The sequence below is a fragment of the Streptomyces sp. bgisy159 genome (assembly GCF_965341775.1).
Classification (GTDB): Bacteria; Actinomycetota; Actinomycetes; order Streptomycetales; family Streptomycetaceae; genus Streptomyces.
On the sequence record NZ_CBDQZH010000019.1, the window covers coordinates 89182 to 104913 of the forward strand.

The 15732-nt window shown below is 73.4% G+C and carries 13 protein-coding genes; 5 read left to right on the top strand and 8 right to left on the bottom strand.

The annotated features are described in order from the left end of the window. Positions 1-10: 10 nt before the first annotated feature. Complete coding sequence (locus tag ACSLTV_RS19850; protein ID WP_432157003.1) at positions 11-397, top strand: signal peptidase I; 387 nt, start codon at positions 11-13, stop codon at positions 395-397. Here the strand turns inward: ACSLTV_RS19850 and ACSLTV_RS19855 are convergent. Genes ACSLTV_RS19855 through ACSLTV_RS19890 form a run of 8 tightly spaced genes read right to left on the bottom strand, consistent with a single transcriptional unit; the run spans position 363 to position 8618 of the window. Beyond that, complete coding sequence (locus tag ACSLTV_RS19855) at positions 363-1790, bottom strand: NADH-quinone oxidoreductase subunit N (protein WP_432135323.1); 1428 nt, start codon at positions 1788-1790, stop codon at positions 363-365. The two genes, ACSLTV_RS19850 and ACSLTV_RS19855, sit on opposite strands and share 35 nt — an antisense overlap. Continuing rightward, positions 1787-3292 (bottom strand): complex I subunit 4 family protein, encoded by a 1506-nt coding sequence (locus ACSLTV_RS19860; RefSeq protein ID WP_432135322.1) that lies wholly within the window; start codon positions 3290-3292, stop codon positions 1787-1789. The genes ACSLTV_RS19855 and ACSLTV_RS19860 overlap by 4 nt, the downstream gene beginning before the upstream one ends. A 7-nt stretch (positions 3293-3299) precedes the next feature. Next, entirely contained in the window at positions 3300-5174 is a 1875-nt protein-coding gene (locus ACSLTV_RS19865) for an NADH-quinone oxidoreductase subunit 5 family protein (protein WP_435612580.1), read from the bottom strand. Beyond that, complete coding sequence (locus tag ACSLTV_RS19870) at positions 5171-5476, bottom strand: NADH-quinone oxidoreductase subunit NuoK (protein WP_432135320.1); 306 nt, start codon at positions 5474-5476, stop codon at positions 5171-5173. Before ACSLTV_RS19870 ends, ACSLTV_RS19865 begins: the two co-directional genes overlap by 4 nt. Next, positions 5473-6033, bottom strand: coding sequence for an NADH-quinone oxidoreductase subunit J (locus ACSLTV_RS19875; RefSeq protein ID WP_432135319.1), 561 nt, complete (start codon positions 6031-6033; stop codon positions 5473-5475). Before ACSLTV_RS19875 ends, ACSLTV_RS19870 begins: the two co-directional genes overlap by 4 nt. Positions 6034-6053: 20 nt before the next feature. Next, positions 6054-6980 carry an NADH-quinone oxidoreductase subunit H gene (locus ACSLTV_RS19880; RefSeq protein ID WP_435612581.1) on the bottom strand — a complete coding sequence of 309 codons (927 nt, stop codon included), beginning with the start codon at positions 6978-6980 and terminating at the stop codon, positions 6054-6056. Beyond that, a complete protein-coding gene (locus ACSLTV_RS19885; protein WP_435612582.1) occupies positions 6973-8277 on the bottom strand; it encodes a hypothetical protein in 1305 nt (434 codons plus the stop codon). The genes ACSLTV_RS19880 and ACSLTV_RS19885 overlap by 8 nt, the downstream gene beginning before the upstream one ends. Then, the gene (locus tag ACSLTV_RS19890) at positions 8268-8618 is read right to left on the bottom strand and encodes an NADH-quinone oxidoreductase subunit A (protein WP_432135316.1); all 351 of its coding nucleotides are present in this window, start codon (positions 8616-8618) and stop codon (positions 8268-8270) included. Before ACSLTV_RS19890 ends, ACSLTV_RS19885 begins: the two co-directional genes overlap by 10 nt. A gap of 145 nt (positions 8619-8763) precedes the next feature. On the opposite strand from ACSLTV_RS19890, the gene ACSLTV_RS19895 reads away from it, so the two are divergent. From ACSLTV_RS19895 to ACSLTV_RS19910, 4 genes are all read left to right on the top strand, one after another. Then, a complete protein-coding gene (locus ACSLTV_RS19895) occupies positions 8764-9543 on the top strand; it encodes an SDR family NAD(P)-dependent oxidoreductase (RefSeq protein WP_432157008.1) in 780 nt (259 codons plus the stop codon). Positions 9544-10141: 598 nt separating this feature from the next. Then, complete coding sequence (locus ACSLTV_RS19900; RefSeq protein ID WP_432135314.1) at positions 10142-11182, top strand: terpene synthase family protein; 1041 nt, start codon at positions 10142-10144, stop codon at positions 11180-11182. Positions 11183-11199: 17 nt separating this feature from the next. Beyond that, positions 11200-12684: a cytochrome P450 gene (locus ACSLTV_RS19905; protein WP_435612583.1), complete on the top strand. Its 1485-nt coding sequence runs from the start codon at positions 11200-11202 to the stop codon at positions 12682-12684. A 78-nt stretch (positions 12685-12762) separates the two neighbouring features. Beyond that, positions 12763-15672 carry an ATP-binding protein gene (locus tag ACSLTV_RS19910; protein WP_435612584.1) on the top strand — a complete coding sequence of 970 codons (2910 nt, stop codon included), beginning with the start codon at positions 12763-12765 and terminating at the stop codon, positions 15670-15672. Positions 15673-15732 lie beyond the last annotated feature (60 nt).

Consider the following 15732-nt stretch of genomic DNA (forward strand, 5'->3'; position numbering starts at 1 on the left):
GGTCCGGGCCATGACCGACAGCGTGTACGTGGGCAACGCCGGCACGGACGCCGCCCTGGACCGGGGCTGGCTGCTGGGGCATTTCAAGGACGCCTCCGACCCCCGCCACAGCGAGGCCGTGGAGATCAAGTGGGGCGTCCACCCGAAGGGCGACACACGGCAGCGGTGGGTCACCGGCGAGGAGCGCACCGCCCTCCTCGTCCTCGTCAGCGGCCGCTTCCGGGTCGAACTGCCCGGACGCAGCGTGCTCCTCGCCGAGCAGGGGGACTACGTCGTCTGGGGCCGGGGCGTCGACCACTCCTGGCGGGCGGAGGAGGAGTCCGTCGTGCTGACCGTCCGCTGGCCCTCGGTCCCCGGCTACGTCAGCGCAGGACCAGCGGACCGTCCGCCGCGCTGAGGAGGGCTCCGCCCGCCACGCCCAGCAGAAGGGACAGCCCGGCCGCGGTGTAGGCGGTCGCGGCGCACCAACTGCCCGTCGACGCCCGGGCGGCCGGGGCCGGGGCGGGCGAGGCGGGCAGGAACACGGGGGTCAGCCACCGCAGGTAGTAGAAGAGGGAGGCGACGGTGTTCGCCACCGCGAGCACGGCCAGCCACGTGTAGCCGCCGTCGACCGCCGCGCCGAACACCTCCAGCTTCCCGAGGAAGACCCCGGTGGGCGGGGTACCGACCAGGCCGAGCAGACACACCACCAGCACCGCCGCCAGCCCGGGGCGGTCCCGGGCCAGCCCCCGGTAGTCCTCCAGCGTACGGGCGTGCGGCAGCTCGGCGACCACGGCGAACGCGCCGAGCTGGGTGGCCGCGTAGGCGGCGAGGTACAGCAACAGCCCCTGCTGGGCCAGGTCGGAGCGGGTGGCGACGGCCAGCGGCATCAGCAGATAGCCCACCTGACCTACCGTTGAGTACGCCAGCAGCCGCCGCACGGAGGTCTGGAAGAAGGCGGCGAGGTTGCCCAGCGTCATCGACGCCGCGGCGAGCACGGCCAGCAGCAGCGGCCAGTTCACCCCGGAGGCCGGCAGCGCCTGGTGGACCAGCCGGTACCCGGCGAGCAGACCGCCCACCTTGGGCAGCGTGGTCACGTACGCGGCGACCGGGGCGGTGGCGCCCTCGGTGACGTCCGGCACCCAGTAGTGGGCCGGCACCCCGCCGATCTTGAACAGCAGCCCGGCCAGCACCCCGACCAGTCCCACGGCGACCAGTCCGTACCCGGCCTGCGGCAGCGCCGTCTGCAACCGCCAGTACCCGGTGGCCCGCCCCGCCCCGTACAGCAGGGCGGCCCCGGCGAGCATGGTCACCCCGAGCAGCGCCCCCATCAGGTAGTACTTCAGCGCCGCCTCGGTGCCCGGGGCGTCCTTGGCGTACCCGGCCAGGGTGTAGGCGGGAACGCTCGCCAGCAGGTATCCCGCGAACAGCATCAGCAGATCGTTGGCGCCGATCATGGCGAGTGTCCCGGCCCCGGTCAGCAGTACCAGGACGTAGTACTCGCTCTCCCTCCGGTGCCCCCGGAAGGGCTCCACCGACAGGGCGATCACCAGCAGCAGCGCGCCCAGCACGATCAGCCGCCCCACCCCGGTGACGGTGTCGACGGCGAAGGTACCGGAGAAGACCGTGCGGTCGCCTTCGCCGGCCAGGCCGACACCGGTCGCCACCACGCCGAAGCCGCAGGCCACCGCGGCCAGCGCGGCGACGGCCCACTGGCGGCGGCGCGGCAGCCACGACCCGGCGAGCAGCCCCACCACGGCAGCCACCGCGAGCGCGATCTCGGGCACCAGCGCCCTCAGCTCACCGCTCACCGCGCCACCAGCCCCACCAGGGCCCGGCCGGCCGGTTCGACGACGTCCAGCAGCGGACGCGGTACGACACCGATGAGCAGGGCGATCACCAGCAGCGCGGCGACCGGCACGGCCTCCCGGGCGACCAGGTCGGAGAAGCCGCCGAGCCGCACCTCGCCCGGCAGCCGGGCCGGCCCCAGGAACATCTGCCGCAGCGCCCGCAGAAAGAGCGCCGCCGTGATGAGGATGCCGGTCAGGGCGATCGCGGTGGCCACCGCCTGTGAGCCCAGCGAACCGGTGAAGATCTGGAACTCCGCGATGAACCCCGAGAACCCGGGGATGCCCAGACTGGCGAACGCCGCCACCCCGGTCGCCGCGGCGAACCGCGGACTGGGCCCGGCCAGACCCGAGTACGCGTCGATGCGATAGGTCCCCGCCCGGTCGTACAGCACGCCGGACAGCAGGAACAGCGCACCGGTGAGCAGCCCGTGACTGACCATCTGGACCACCGCGCCGGTCACCGCCAGCGACCGTGCCTGGGCGTCCGTGCCGGCGAGCATCCCGGCCGCGCCGACCGCGAGCACCACGTATCCCATGTGGTTCACGGAGGTGTAGGCGACCATCCGCTTGAAGTCCGTCTGCGCCAGCGCGACCAGAGCGCCGTACACCACGGACACCACCCCCACGATCACGAACACCAGCGCGTAGCGGCGCCAGGCGTCGGGCAGCAGCGGCATCGCGATGCGCACGAACCCGTAGGTGCCCATCTTCAGCAGGACCCCCGCCAGGATCGCCGACCCGGCCGCCGGGGCGTCGGTGTGGGCCGGCGGCAGCCACGTGTGGAAGGGCACCGTCGGCGTCTTGACGGCCAGCCCCGCGCCCAGGGCCAGCAGCACCAGCGCGGCGTAGCCGCCCCGGCCGGACAGCGGGTCGGCGCGGGACAGCTCCACCATGTCGAAGGTGTGCGGGTCGGCGGCCAGGTACAGGCCGATGAAGCCCAGCAGCAGGGCGAGCGAGCCGACGAACGTGTACAGGAAGAACTTCAGCGCCGCCGCCCGTGCCCGCTCGCCGTGGCCCCAGCCGGCGATCACGAAGAACATCCCGACGATCGACAGGTCGAAGTAGACGAAGAACAGGATCAGGTCCAGGGCCACGAAGAGCCCCGTGCAGACGGTCTGCAGGAACAGGAACAGACAGACGTAGGCCCGCACCCGGCGGGTCTCGCGCAGCGAGTACACGGCCACGGCGAGGAACAGCACCGAGGTCAGCGCGACCAGCGGCAGCGACAGGCCGTCCACGCCGACGTGGTAGCCGACCCCGGCGCCGGGGATCCAGCGCACCCGCTCCTCGTAGCGCGGGCCGCCGCCCGGCTCGAATCCGGCCCATACCGCGCCCACCAGCGCGAGTTCGACGCCGGCCGCGGCGACCCACGTCCACAGGAAGAGCCGGGCGGGCCGGCCCGCGGGCACCAGCAGCAGCGCGGCGCACACCAGCAGCGGCCAGAACGTGACGACGGTCAGCATCAACGGTTCACCTCACCAGGAGCACGATCAGGGTCAGTACCGCGAAGCCGACCGCGGCCTGGGCGTAGTACTGGTGCAACAGTCCGGTCTGCGGGCGGCGCGCCCATCCGCCCAGCCGCCGGGCCCCGCGCCCGACCGCCCGTACGCCCGCGTCGACACCTCCGTCGTCCACCCGGCGCGCGGCCCGCGCGAGGGTCAGGCCGCCGCGGCCCACGGCACGCACCGCGCCGTCCACCACCCGGTCGTCGAAGGACGCCAGAGCCCGCGCCAGCGTCGTCACGGGCCGCACCACCAGCCGCCGGGCCACCGCCTCCAGCCCCAGCCAGTCACCCGCCCAGGCCCGCACCCGGGACGGCACCGGCGCAGGGCGCTCGCGCGCCGACCACCACCACCCCAGTGCGAACGCGGCGACCACGACGACGGCGGAGAGCACCAACTCCCAGGCGTGCGGCGTCGGTTCCCCCGGCGCTCCGACCAACTCGCGCAGCCATGCGGCGGGCCCCGACAGCGCGAGCACCCCCAGCGTCGCGGCGGCACTCGCCAGCACCACCACCGGCGCCACCATGAGGACGGGAACCCGTGGACGGACCTGTGCGGCGGCCCCGGTTCCGGACCGCCGGACATCCATCGGAGCCAGCACCTGGTGGACGGCGCGCACACTGTAGACGGCCGCCACCGCCGCCGCGGCCAGCCCCACCGCGTACAGGGCCGGATCCCGCTCGTAGGCGGCCGCGAGCACCTCGTCCTTCGTCGCCCACAGCGACAACGGCGGCAGTCCCGCCAGCGTCAGCCCCGCGACCGTGAAGGCGGCCCCGACCGTCGGACGGGTCCGCGCGGCGCCCCGCAGCTCCGACAGCCGCCGGGTGCCCAGCGTGGTCAGCCACACCCCGGTCACCAGGAACAGACCCGACTTCACGGCGGCGTGCGCGACGAGCTGCGCCGTCCCTCCGGCCACCCCTCCCGCCCCTGCCGCGAGCACCATGAAGCCGATCTGCGCGGCGGTGGACGCGGCCAGCAGCTGCTTCAGGTCCGCCTGGAACACCGCGACCGCCCCCAGCACCAGCGCGGTCGCGGCCCCCGCCCAGGCGACCAGCGGCCCGGCCCAGTCCGTCACCGTCAGCAGCGGTTCGAGCCGCAGCAGCAGGTAGGCGCCGGCCGCGACCATCGCCGCCGAGTGCAGCAGCGCCGAGACCGGGCTGGGGCCCTCCATGGCCCGCGACAGCCAGAAGGAGAAGGGCAGTTGCGCCGACTTGCCCAGTGCGGACGCGACCACGCCGCCGGTGATCACGTGCAGCCACGGCGACGACGCCGAGTCCAGTGCGTCAAGGCGCAGCCCGCCGACCCCGCCGGCGACCGCGGCGCCCGCCGCCAGATACAGGCCCAGGTCGGCGGTCCGCGTGGTCAGGAAGGCCACGTCCGCCGCCGCCACCCGCTCCCGCTCGTGCCACTGGAAACCGATCAGCGCCCAGCTGGTGGCCCCCATCACCTCCCAGGCCATCAGCAGCGGCGGCAGCGTCGTCGCGGTGACCGTGACCAGCATGGCCCCGGCGAACAACAGCATCAGCCCGAAGAACCGGCCCCGGTTGTCCCGGGCCCCGAACTCCCCTGCGGAGAAGACCAGCACCGCACAGGTCACCGCCGCGACGGTCACCACCATGACGGCCGACAGCCCGTCCACCCGCGCCCCCGCGTCGATGCCGGTGAACAGCGGCACGCTCAGGGCCGGGCGGCCGAGCGCCGCGGTGACCGCCAGGCCCAGCGTCGCGACGGCCGCCGCGACGCCCGCAGGTGCCGCCCAGCGGCCGGCGGTGCGGCCCGCCAGGGCGAGCGTCGCGCCACAGGCCAGGGGCAGGGCGAGCAGCGCCCACAGGACCGCGCTCATCCCTTGAGCTCCTCGGCCATGTCGGTCATGTCCACCTGCCGGGCCCGGTAGATCGCCGTGGTCACGGCGAAACCCATCGCCATCTCCACCGCCATCGCCACCACCGCGGCCACGACCACCACCTGTCCGCTCGCGGCGGCCGGGGCCACGAAGTGCCAGAGCGCGGCACCGGCGACGATCACCCCGCCGATCATCAGCTCGATCCCCATCATGATCATCACGATCGACTGCTGGGACAGCGCTCCGTACAGCCCCACGCAGAACAACGCGGCGGCCAGGAGAAGGAACAGCTCCAGCGTCATCGGCCCACCCCTCCGCGGACCGGGTCGTCGGGCGGCCGCCGGTCGAGGCCGTCGCCGAACCGGTCGTAGCGGCCCCGCTGGGTGGCCAGGACGACCGTCCCCACCATGGTCGCGAGCAGCACCAGCCCCAACGTCACCATCGTCAGCATCTGTCCGCCCATCAGCGCCTGCCCCACCTGGAACGTGGTGTCGCTCGGGGGCCGGCCGGCCCGGTCGGGCCACGGCGCCAGGAACACCCCGACGGCCAGCGCCGCGAACAGCGCCCCGCTGATGCCCAGCGCGCCCCGCCGGTTGTGGACCATCGACATGGGCATCAGCCCGGCCGGATTCATCATGTAGGCGACCATGAAGACGGCCATGACGACCATCTCCATCACCATCATCAGCACGATCACCACACCCAGATAGGGCAGCCCCAGCACCACCGCCTCGCCGCCCACGCACACCAGCGACGCCAGCAGCGCGAAGGTCGCCCGGGCCATCGAGTCGAACCGGAACACCAGGGCCCCCGCCACCAGGGCGATCACCCCCAGGGCCACCGACAGCACCGTCTCCATGCCCGTACCTCCCATCCCTTTCACCGGTTCAGGACGACCAGGGCCGCCACCAGGGCCTGAGCGATCGTCACCGGGACGAGCACCACCCAGGCCACCTCCATGAAGCGGTCCGCGCGCACCATCGGCACCCGCCGCCGTAGGACCACCAGCAGCGCCAGCACCGCCGCCGTCTTCACGGCCGACCAAGCCCAGTCGGGCAGCAGCGGGCCGCTCCCGCCGCCCAGGAACAGCGGCACCGCCATCGCCGCGCCCGCCGCCAGCCACAGCCAGCGCCCCGCCACCAGCAGCAGCCGGTCCGGCCCCACCGCCTCCCCGAGCACGCCGCCCGCGATGTCCGGCCCGGCCGGGTAGGCGAACGGACCGAGGAAGGAGAACGCCAGGACGGCGCCGAGGAACACCACGAACGCCACCGGCATCCATACGGCGAACCACAGCCCGTCCTGCGCGGCCGCGACCTCCCCGACCCGCAGGGACTCGGCCCCCGTGGCGGCCGAGATCAGCGCGAACATCAGCGGCAGTTCGTACGCCAGCCCCTGTGCCAGGAACCGGTAGCCGCCGATCAGCGAGAAGGCCGCGTTCGGCCCCCAGCCGGCCAGCCACAGCCCCGCCCAGGTGGCGACCTCCATCGCGTTGAACCACACGACCCCCACCGACAGGTCGGCCACCGCGTACCCGCCGAACGGCACGACCAGCACCGCCAGCACGGCCGACACCGGCACCGTCACCACGCCCAGCCGCCACAGCGGCACGTCCGCGCCCGCGCGCCGCCGCGGCTGGACCGCGAGCAGCCACACCGCGTCCCGCACCGGACGCACCGCCGCCGCGGCGCCCGGCCGCCCGGCCTCGGCGGCGGCCAGCAGGGCGTCGCCGCCGGCCGCCAGCAGGGCAAGGGCGAGCAGGGCGAGCGGGGCGAGCGGCACCGCCCACCAGGGCACGGTCTCAACCATCGGTCACCTCCGGGCCCAGGCCGATCAGTTCGTCGACGTCCGGGTCGAGGCTGGCCACCGTGAGCCGCGCCGCGGCCAGCTCGGCGCCCCTCAGCAGACCGGGCAGGACCCGCACCAGCCCCGCCGACGGCGGCCGGCCCGCCACGGCCGGCCCCCGGGGCGGGGGGAACGCGCGGGGGTCCAGCGGCGCACCGTCGTCGAGCCGGGCCACGTCCTCCTCGACGGCCGCCAGCCAGGCCCGGTAGCGGGCGGGAACGTCCCCGTCGGCGTCGGCCGCCGGACCGTACACCCCGGCCGCCCGCGCGTCCGCCCGGGACAGCGGGGCGATGCCGTGCGTGAGCCAGTACAGGACGCGCGAGCGGCCCACCCGGCGCGCCAGCCGGGCGGCGCCCGGCGCGACCTCCGAGGCGGCGGCCCCGGCCAGCAGGGCGTCGCGCAGCCGCCGGGCCCGAACGGCCTGCGCCGGCCACCCCGCCACGGCCAGCAGCCGCGCCACGCTGTCCAGACGGCACGCCGCCCGCCGCCGCGCCGCCTGCCCGGTCGTGACCCGGCCGCCCGCCTCCGCCCGCTCCCACGGCTCGTTCCAGAAGACCCCGCCGGGCGGCCGGTCCGCGTCCGCCCAGCCCGTCGGATCGACCTCCGCCTCCTGGATCACATCTCCCTGCACGGCCAGACGCACCGTCAGTGCCGTCGGCCAGTCGCCGAGCAGCGGCCCGAGCGAGAAGTGGAGCCGATCGAGCGTCAGGCCGTCGCGGTCCTCGGCCTGATCGGCCATCGGAAGCCCACCGGGCATGTCCATATCGCCCCCGTGGCCCCCGTGGCCCCCGTGGCCCTCGTGCCCGCCGTGATCGTCGTTCTCGGGTGCGCCGTGCTCCTCCTCGCCCCCGTGGCCGTCGTCACCGCCGTCGTCGTCACCGCCGTCGCCGTGGCCGCCGTCGTCCTCCTCGCCGCCGGGGCCGGCCGCGCGGACGGTACGCCGCTGCAGTGTCGGGTCCGTCAGCAGGGAGCGGCCCGTGTCCAGGGCCGCGGCGACCTCGCGCGGCGTGGCGACCCGTACGGTGGCGCGCGGGGCCGGTATGTCGCGGGCCAAGCGGTCCACCGCCGCGGTCAGGGCGGACACCGGGGTGCCCAGGACCAGCAGGAGGTCCGCGTCGGCCGGGGTCGAAGCGGTGGCCCAGCCGCGCCGCCGAACCTCCCGCTCGGCGGCGAGCCGTACGGCGGTGGAGCCGGGCAGAGGGGCCGTCAGCACGCGGGGGCGGGCCGCGGTCACCCGCAGCACCGGGCCGGTCAGGTCCACCGCAGGGCCCCCTCCCGCCAGGCGTACACCACACCGGCGAGCAGCACCGCCAGGAAGGTGAACATCTCGACCACGGCGCTCGTCCCCATCGCGGTGATCACCCGCACCCACGGGTACATGAAGACCATCTCCATGTCGAAGGCCAGGAACAGCATCGTCACCGCGTACCAGCGCACATGGAACCTGCTCACCGCGTGCTCGGCCGGCTCCAGCCCGGACCCGAACGGGCGCGCGCCCAGCGGCTCGGAGACGGTGCGCACCCACCACGCCGAGGCGTACACGGCGGCCACCCCCAGCAGCGCGACGGCCAGCAGGACGAGGACCGCACCGAACCCGCTCACCGGTACCACCGCTCCCTTCGTCGTCGACCGGCCACAAGTACCCCGTGCGGCGGCGATATGCCTGGCCCCCCGCCCCGCACCAGCCGGGGGCCACTCGTCCGGACCAGCTCCGACGGCCGCGCCGCCCGCCGACTACGCTGGCGCCATGGGCAAGCAGGGGTACCTCGCGGAGCTGTTCTCGCTGGACGGCCGCGTCGCCGTGGTGACCGGCGGCAGTTCGGGTATCGGCCGGGCCGTCACCGGGGCGCTGGCGCGGGCCGGCGCACGGGTGGTCGTCGTGGCCCGTCGGAAGGCCGAACTGGTGGCCACGGTCGACGAACTGCGGGCCGACGGCTGCGAGGCCGCCTGGGTCAGTGCCGACCTGGGCACCCGGGACGGCGTACGGGCGGCGGCCGAAGAAGCGGCCGCGGTGTTCGGCGAGCCCGACATCCTCGTCAACAGCGCCGGCGTCAACCTGCGGCCGCCGATGGGCGAACTGGACGAGGACGTCTGGGACACCACCATGGCCCTCAACCTGGAGGCGCCCTACCTGCTGGGCCGACGGTTCGGACCCGGTATGGCCGAGCGGGGCTTCGGCCGGATCATCCACATCACCTCCCAGCAGGCCCACCGGGCGCTGCTGAACAGCGGGGCCTACGGGGTGTCCAAGGGCGCTCTGGAGTCACTGGCCCGGTCCCAGGCGGAGGCCTGGTCCCCGCACGGCGTCACCTGCAACACCCTGGTGCCGGGTTTCGTGATGACGCCGCTGAACGCGCGGGTGTCGTCCGACCGCCGGAAGGTGGCCGCTCTGGCCGAGCGCACGCTGGTGGGGCGCAACGGACTGGCCGAGGACTTCGCGGGCGCGGCGGTCTTCCTCGCCGGGCGCGGCTCCGCCTACGTCACCGGGCAGTCGATCTTCGTGGACGGTGGCTTCTCCGTCCACTGAGCCGCCGTCAGGACCTCGTGCGGGCCCACCGGAGGAAGCTGATCCTCGGCTCCGGGGGAGTGGCTCGCCCGTTCCCGCATCGGTAACGGCCGCCCGGCCGCGGTCGGCGCCGGGGGCGGACTCGCCGTCGGTATGACCGCCGGCACCGAACTTCGGCCTCCACTCCGTCCTCCGGGACGGCACCTTCACCGCCGGGTGAGCGGCAATTCGCGACCGTGTGGCGTTCCCGGGCGTCCGACTATCGGCTGCCGAATGTGCTGTAACGGCTTTTCAGTTCCCCGTCGCGCAAACGGCGACCCGGCCGCCCCACGACCCCCGCACGGTCCCGGAGGGCCGCCGACACGGCCCTGCGCACGCCGGCCGGTGCGCATATGCCGAGAAGAAATACGCGCGGCAAATACGTGATTTCGCAATCCATGATTGCACCGCATTATATTGACAGGCGGGTTCTCTTCAGGAGTTAATGGTTCCGAATGGCTTCAAATCGCGCCTCCGTGTGTTCTGCGGGGCATCGCGGAACAGGGCGGGTGACTGCCCGCAAGGCGAGAGGCGTGCGAGCGGGGAATGGCGGACCAGGATTTCCTTCGGAGGGAGATCAATGCCCCATCTCGACTCTTTCACCATTCCGGAATTCTACCTTCCCTTTGAGAATGCCAAGGATCCGTGCGCGGACCGGGCCAACGACGAGGCGACCTCGTGGGCCGTACAGCGCGGCCTGATCGAGGAGGCCACCGAAGAGTTCGCCGGCATAGGCTTCGGCCACCTGGCCGCCCGGGTCGGCGCCGGCGCCTCCTACGACGACATCGTCCTGCTCTCCCAGTGGATGGCCTGGTCCTTCGTCCTCGACGACCAGCACGACCTGCTCATCAGGTCCGGCCGGGTCGACACCTGGCGCCCCGTCACCGACGCCATCACCGGCTACCTGGCCCACGGCCGCACCGACCTGCTGCCGAGGTCCGCCCGCTCCCCCCTGGTCGGCTCCTTCGTCGAACTGTGCGACCGCATCCTCGCCGGCATGCCGGCCGACGGCCGCGCCCGCTACCGGGCCCACGTCCCGCTGATGCTGGCCTCACTCGACCAGGAGGCCCGCAACCGCAGGCCCGGCTATCGCCCACCGGTCGCCGACTACATCCTCACCCGACGCCACAGCTCACAGCTGCTGCCGATGATGGACATGGTGGAGGCCTCCCTCGGCATCGACGTGCCGGCGGTGGTGCACGACAGCCCGGCCGTCCAGGAACTCGCCTGGAGCGCCATCGACGTCATCTCGTGGGGCAACGACGTCTTCTCGCTCCCCAAGGAGTACTCCTGCGGGGACACCAACAACCTCGTCGCCCTGCTCGCCTCCTGGCGCGGCTGGCCGCTCCCCGAGGCCGTCCGGGCCGTCGAGGACCGCATCCGGCACCGTGTCGAGGACTTCCTGACCACGGCCCGTGCCCTGCCCGCCCACCTCGACGCCCTCGGCGTCACCGACCCACGGCAACGCGCCGCCGTGCGACGACGCGTGCGCGCCTACGAGGACTGGATGATCGGCTCCGACCTCTGGCAGCGCCACGACTGCACCCGCTACCGCGACGAGCGCTTCGCCGCCGGTCTGGAGGCCGCCTACACCCGCCCCGATCTCGTCCCGGCGGCCTGAGGGAGGACCCCCGGACCATGACCCACGCTCCCGCACCCCCCACCGCGGCGAGGGCCCCGGCCGCCCCCGGCGCCCTGCCCCTGCTCGGCCACGCCCTGCAGCTGTGGCGCCGGCCCATCGCCTTTCTGGAGTCCCTGCGCAGCGTCGGCGACGTCGTCCGCGTCGATGTCGGCACCTGGCCGCTGCACGTGCTCACCACCGCCGACCTGGTGCACACCGTGCTGGTGGGCGAGGCGCAGAACTTCGGACGCGGAAGGATCTTCGAGAAGATGCGGCCGCTGTTCGGCGACGGCCTCGCCACCGTCGACGGGCCGTTCCACCGCAAGCAGCGTCGCATGATCCAGCCCGCTTTCCACCGTTCCCACATCGCCGAACACGCCGAGCGGATGTGCCGTCAGGCGGAGGAACTGGCGGCCTCCTTCACGGACGGCCGACAGATCGCCGTGGACGAGGAGTTCCGCCGCTTCTCCCTGTCCGCGGTCGCCGACATGATCTTCTCCGGGGAGGTGGGGCAACGGGCCGTGGAGGAGGTGCACCGGTCCTTCCCCGTCCTCCTGGAGGGCATGCTGGCCCGCACGCTCATGCCGAAGGCCATGGACCGCCTGCCCATCCCCCTGAACCGGCGCTTCGACACGGCGGCCGGCCGGATGCGCGCCGTCATCGACGAGGTGATCGACTCCTGCGGCACCGAGCCGGAGGACACGGCGCACCCCGAAAGGCACGACCTGCTGTCCCTCCTCCTGGCCGCAACCGACCCGGAGAGCGGCGAGAGGATGAGCACCCGACAACTCCGGGACGAGCTGATCACCATGCTCTTCGGCGGCACGGAGACGGTGGCCACCACCCTGGCCTGGGTCTTCCACGAGCTGGCGGCCCACCCGGAGGCGGAGAGACGCCTGCACACCGAGATCGACACGGTGATCGGCGACCGGCGGGTCCGGCCCGAGGACCTGCCCCGGCTGACCTACACCACGGGGGTCCTGCACGAGACGCTGCGGCTGCACTCGGCCCTGGTGTTCACCCGGAAGGCGCTCCGCCGGGTCACGCTCGCCGGGGTGTCGATCCCGGCCGGGGCCGAACTGGCCTACAGCCCCTACGCGATCCACCGGGACCCCGCCTCCTTCCCGGACCCCACCGCGTTCGACCCGGACCGCTGGTCACGTCCCGACGCCGCGCGGCCGCCGCGCCTCGGCGGATTCCTCCCGTTCGGAGCGGGTCAGCACAAGTGCATCGGGGATTCTTTCGCGATGGCGGAAATGCTCGTCGTGGTGGCGAGCGTGGCATCACGCTGGCGACTGGTGCCCGCGGCCGGCGTCACCGTACGGGAAGTCCCGGCCGGAATCCCGATGCCGCATGCTCTGCCCATGATTCCCACATCCCGGAAGGGAGGGCTGTCCGACCCCGTCCCACGACTCTCACCCCACCCGCGAACGGACAGCGCGGGGCAGAACCGGAGGACGTCAGCGCATGATGCACCATGTGCCTCGTGCGAGTGGCGATAATCCCAAAAGAAGGGTCGTGAACTGCTGCACCGTGTCCCCTGGGGCCTACACTCGGCGCACCTGCTGGAGGGGACGACGATGACAGACGCCGTGGCACCCCGGGGGAGCGAGGGACATCCTCTCCTCGAACGGGAATCCGAACTCATCGCGGTTCGAAACGCGTTGGACGGACTGTGCGGGGTGCAGGGGGACGAGCCGAAATCGCGGCGCGGCGGGGTGCTCGCCTTCGCGGGCCCCGCCGGAGTCGGCAAGACGACGGTGGTCAACCAACTGCGGCGGCAGGCAGCGGACCGTGGCTGCACCGTGCTCTTCGCCCGCGGCGGCGAGCAGGAGACACAGGTGCCGTTCCGGGTGATGCGGCAGCTCATCCGCCCCCTGTTCGCCCTCATGGAGGAGACCGAATACCGCGACCTCCTGGGGAACTGGTACCCGATCGTGGCACCCGCCATAGGGCTGGACGCCCCCGCCGGAGACACGCATCCCGACCCGCAGGGCGTCCGCGACGGGCTGGACTGGGTCGTCACCCGCCTCTCGGTACGCCATGGCCGACCCCTCGTCATGGTCCTGGACGACGCCCAGTGGGCGGACGCCGAGTCCCTCGCCTGGCTGACCGCCTTCGCCGACCGCGCGGAGGAACTGGCCATGCTCATCGTGGTGGCCTGCCGTCCCGACGACGTCACGCCCGCCGCGCCCATGCTGCAGGAGCTGACGGAGCGCCACGGCACCCGGCCCCACGAACTGGCCGCCCTCACCCTGGGCGCGGTGGCGAGCATCGTCCGCAGGATCCTCGGCGAGGACGCCGACGAGATCTTCTGCCGGGAGGTCTGGGCCATCACCGGCGGCAGCCCCTTCGAAGTCGTCGAACTGCTGCAGAAGAGCAAGGAACTCGGCCTCAGAGCCCACGAGGACGGCATCACCCGGCTTCGCGACCTCGCCTCCGCCGTCAAGGGAAGCGGCATCGTCGAACGGCTGCTGCAGTTCCGTCCCTCCACGGTGAACGTGGCCTGGGCCGCCGCGATCCTCGGCAGCAGCGGCATCCCCGTCAACCTCCTCGGCACCGTCTCCTCCTTCGGCGAGGTCCAGGCGAGGGAGGCCGTCAAGGAACTCCGGGAAGCCCGCATCCTGACCGTCCTGACCAACATCAAGCGCGAGGAGGTCGTGGAGTTCAACCATCCGCTGATCTCCAACGCGGTGTACGGGGCGATCCCGCCCGGCGTACGCGTCGCCATGCACGGAGTGGCCGCCCGCGCGCTCATCGACGCCGGACTGGGGCCCGGCGAGGCGGCCCGGCACCTGCTGGAGACGCACCCCGAGGGCGACCCCTGGGTCGTGCGGATCCTTCGCCAGGCCGCCCGCGAGAGCTTCTCCGCCGGCGCGCCCGAGCCTGCCCGCCGCTACCTGGCCCGCGCCCTGCGTGAGCCACCGGACGTGGAGGAGCGCGCCGAGGTGCTCTTCGAGCTGGGATCCGCCAACCTCCCGCACGAGCCCGCCGCCACCGCCAACCAACTGCGGGCGGCACTGGAGGAGCCGAAGGTGGAACAGAGACTGAGGGAGGCCATCACCTACCGGCTCGCCCAGGCCCTGGTGCACTCGGGCCAGATGGAGCAGGCCATCGAACTTCTGGAGGACGCGGCCCAGCGCACCACCAGCTCCCGCACCCGGCAGCGCATGCAGGCCGAACTCTTCAAGTGGAACTCGATCCGTGTCGACGACCAGGACTCACCCGCCCGCTCGCGGACCCTGGCCCGCTACGCCGAGCACATCAGCGGGCGCAGCCTGGCGGAGCGCCACATCCTGGGCATGCGGGGCTGGGACGCCGTCCTGCGCGGCGAATCGGCGGCCGAGGCCCTGCACTACGCGGAAGAGGCCCTCAAGGGCGGGATGTCCTGGGTGGACCAGGACTTCGGGTTCGAGGCCCCGGCCGGTGTCGCTCTGGTGCTGATGTACTGCGACCAGCCGGGCCGCGCCGAGGAACTCTTCGTCAAGGGAATCGCGGAGTTCGAGGAGAAGGGCTGGCGCGGCCCTCACCTGTCGTTCGCCTACACCCTGCTCGGCTACATCCGTTACCGGCGCGGGCGTCTCGCCGAGGCCGAGGACTTCGTCCGCAACGGCCTGCAGATCGCCGACCGCGTGGGCCAGGGAGTGCCGGCCCAGGCCTACGCCATCGGCACCCTCGTGGAGACCCTCCTGGCCCGCGGGGACATCGCGGGGGCCCAGGAGATCGCGGACAAGTACCGGCTCGCCGAGATCCGCCCCAAGGCGGTGGTCTACCCCGACCCCCAGGCCGTGCACGGCAAGCTGCTCCTGGCCCAGGGCCGGGCCGCGGACGCCGAGCGTCGGCTGAGCGCGGCCGGAGAGCGGCTCGACAGGCGCGGCTCGCGCAACCCGGCCTGGAGCCCCTGGCAGCTCGACCTGGCCCTGGCCCAGGCGGCCGCCGGCCGTGGCGACACGGCCAGGGAGACCTCCGCGGAGGCTCTGGCGAGGGCCCGCGCCTTCGGAACGGCCAGCGTCATCGGGCACGCCCTGCGGGTGTCCGCGGCGGCCGCCGCCGATCCGGTCCAGGTGGCCGACTTCCTGGAGCAGGCCGTCGACCACCTGGAACAGTCCCCGGCCGCCTACGAACTCGCCTACGCGCTCGTCGACCACGGCACCACCCTGCGCGCCATCGGCCGGATGGAGCGGGCGGCACTCCAGCTCTACCGCGGGCTGGAGGTCGCCGCCACCTGCGGCGCCGACCACCTCGTCAGGCGCGCCCGAGAGCAGCTCGCCTCCGTGGGCCTGCGCCCCCGACGGCCCCTGCCGACGGGGCGGGACACCCTGACCGGGCGGGAACTCGTCGCCGCCGAACATGCCGCCGCCGGACTCGGCAACGCCGCCGTCGCCGCCGAGATGGGCACCAGCGAGCAGGAGGTCTCCGAACTGCTCTGCGCCGTCTTCACCAAGCTCGGCACCGACCGCCAGGGCCTGAACCGCGTCCTCGGCCTGTGACGGACCGCCACCCCGGCCCCCTCACCCGGACGGCAGGGGGCCGGGCCGCTGCGGGGACCG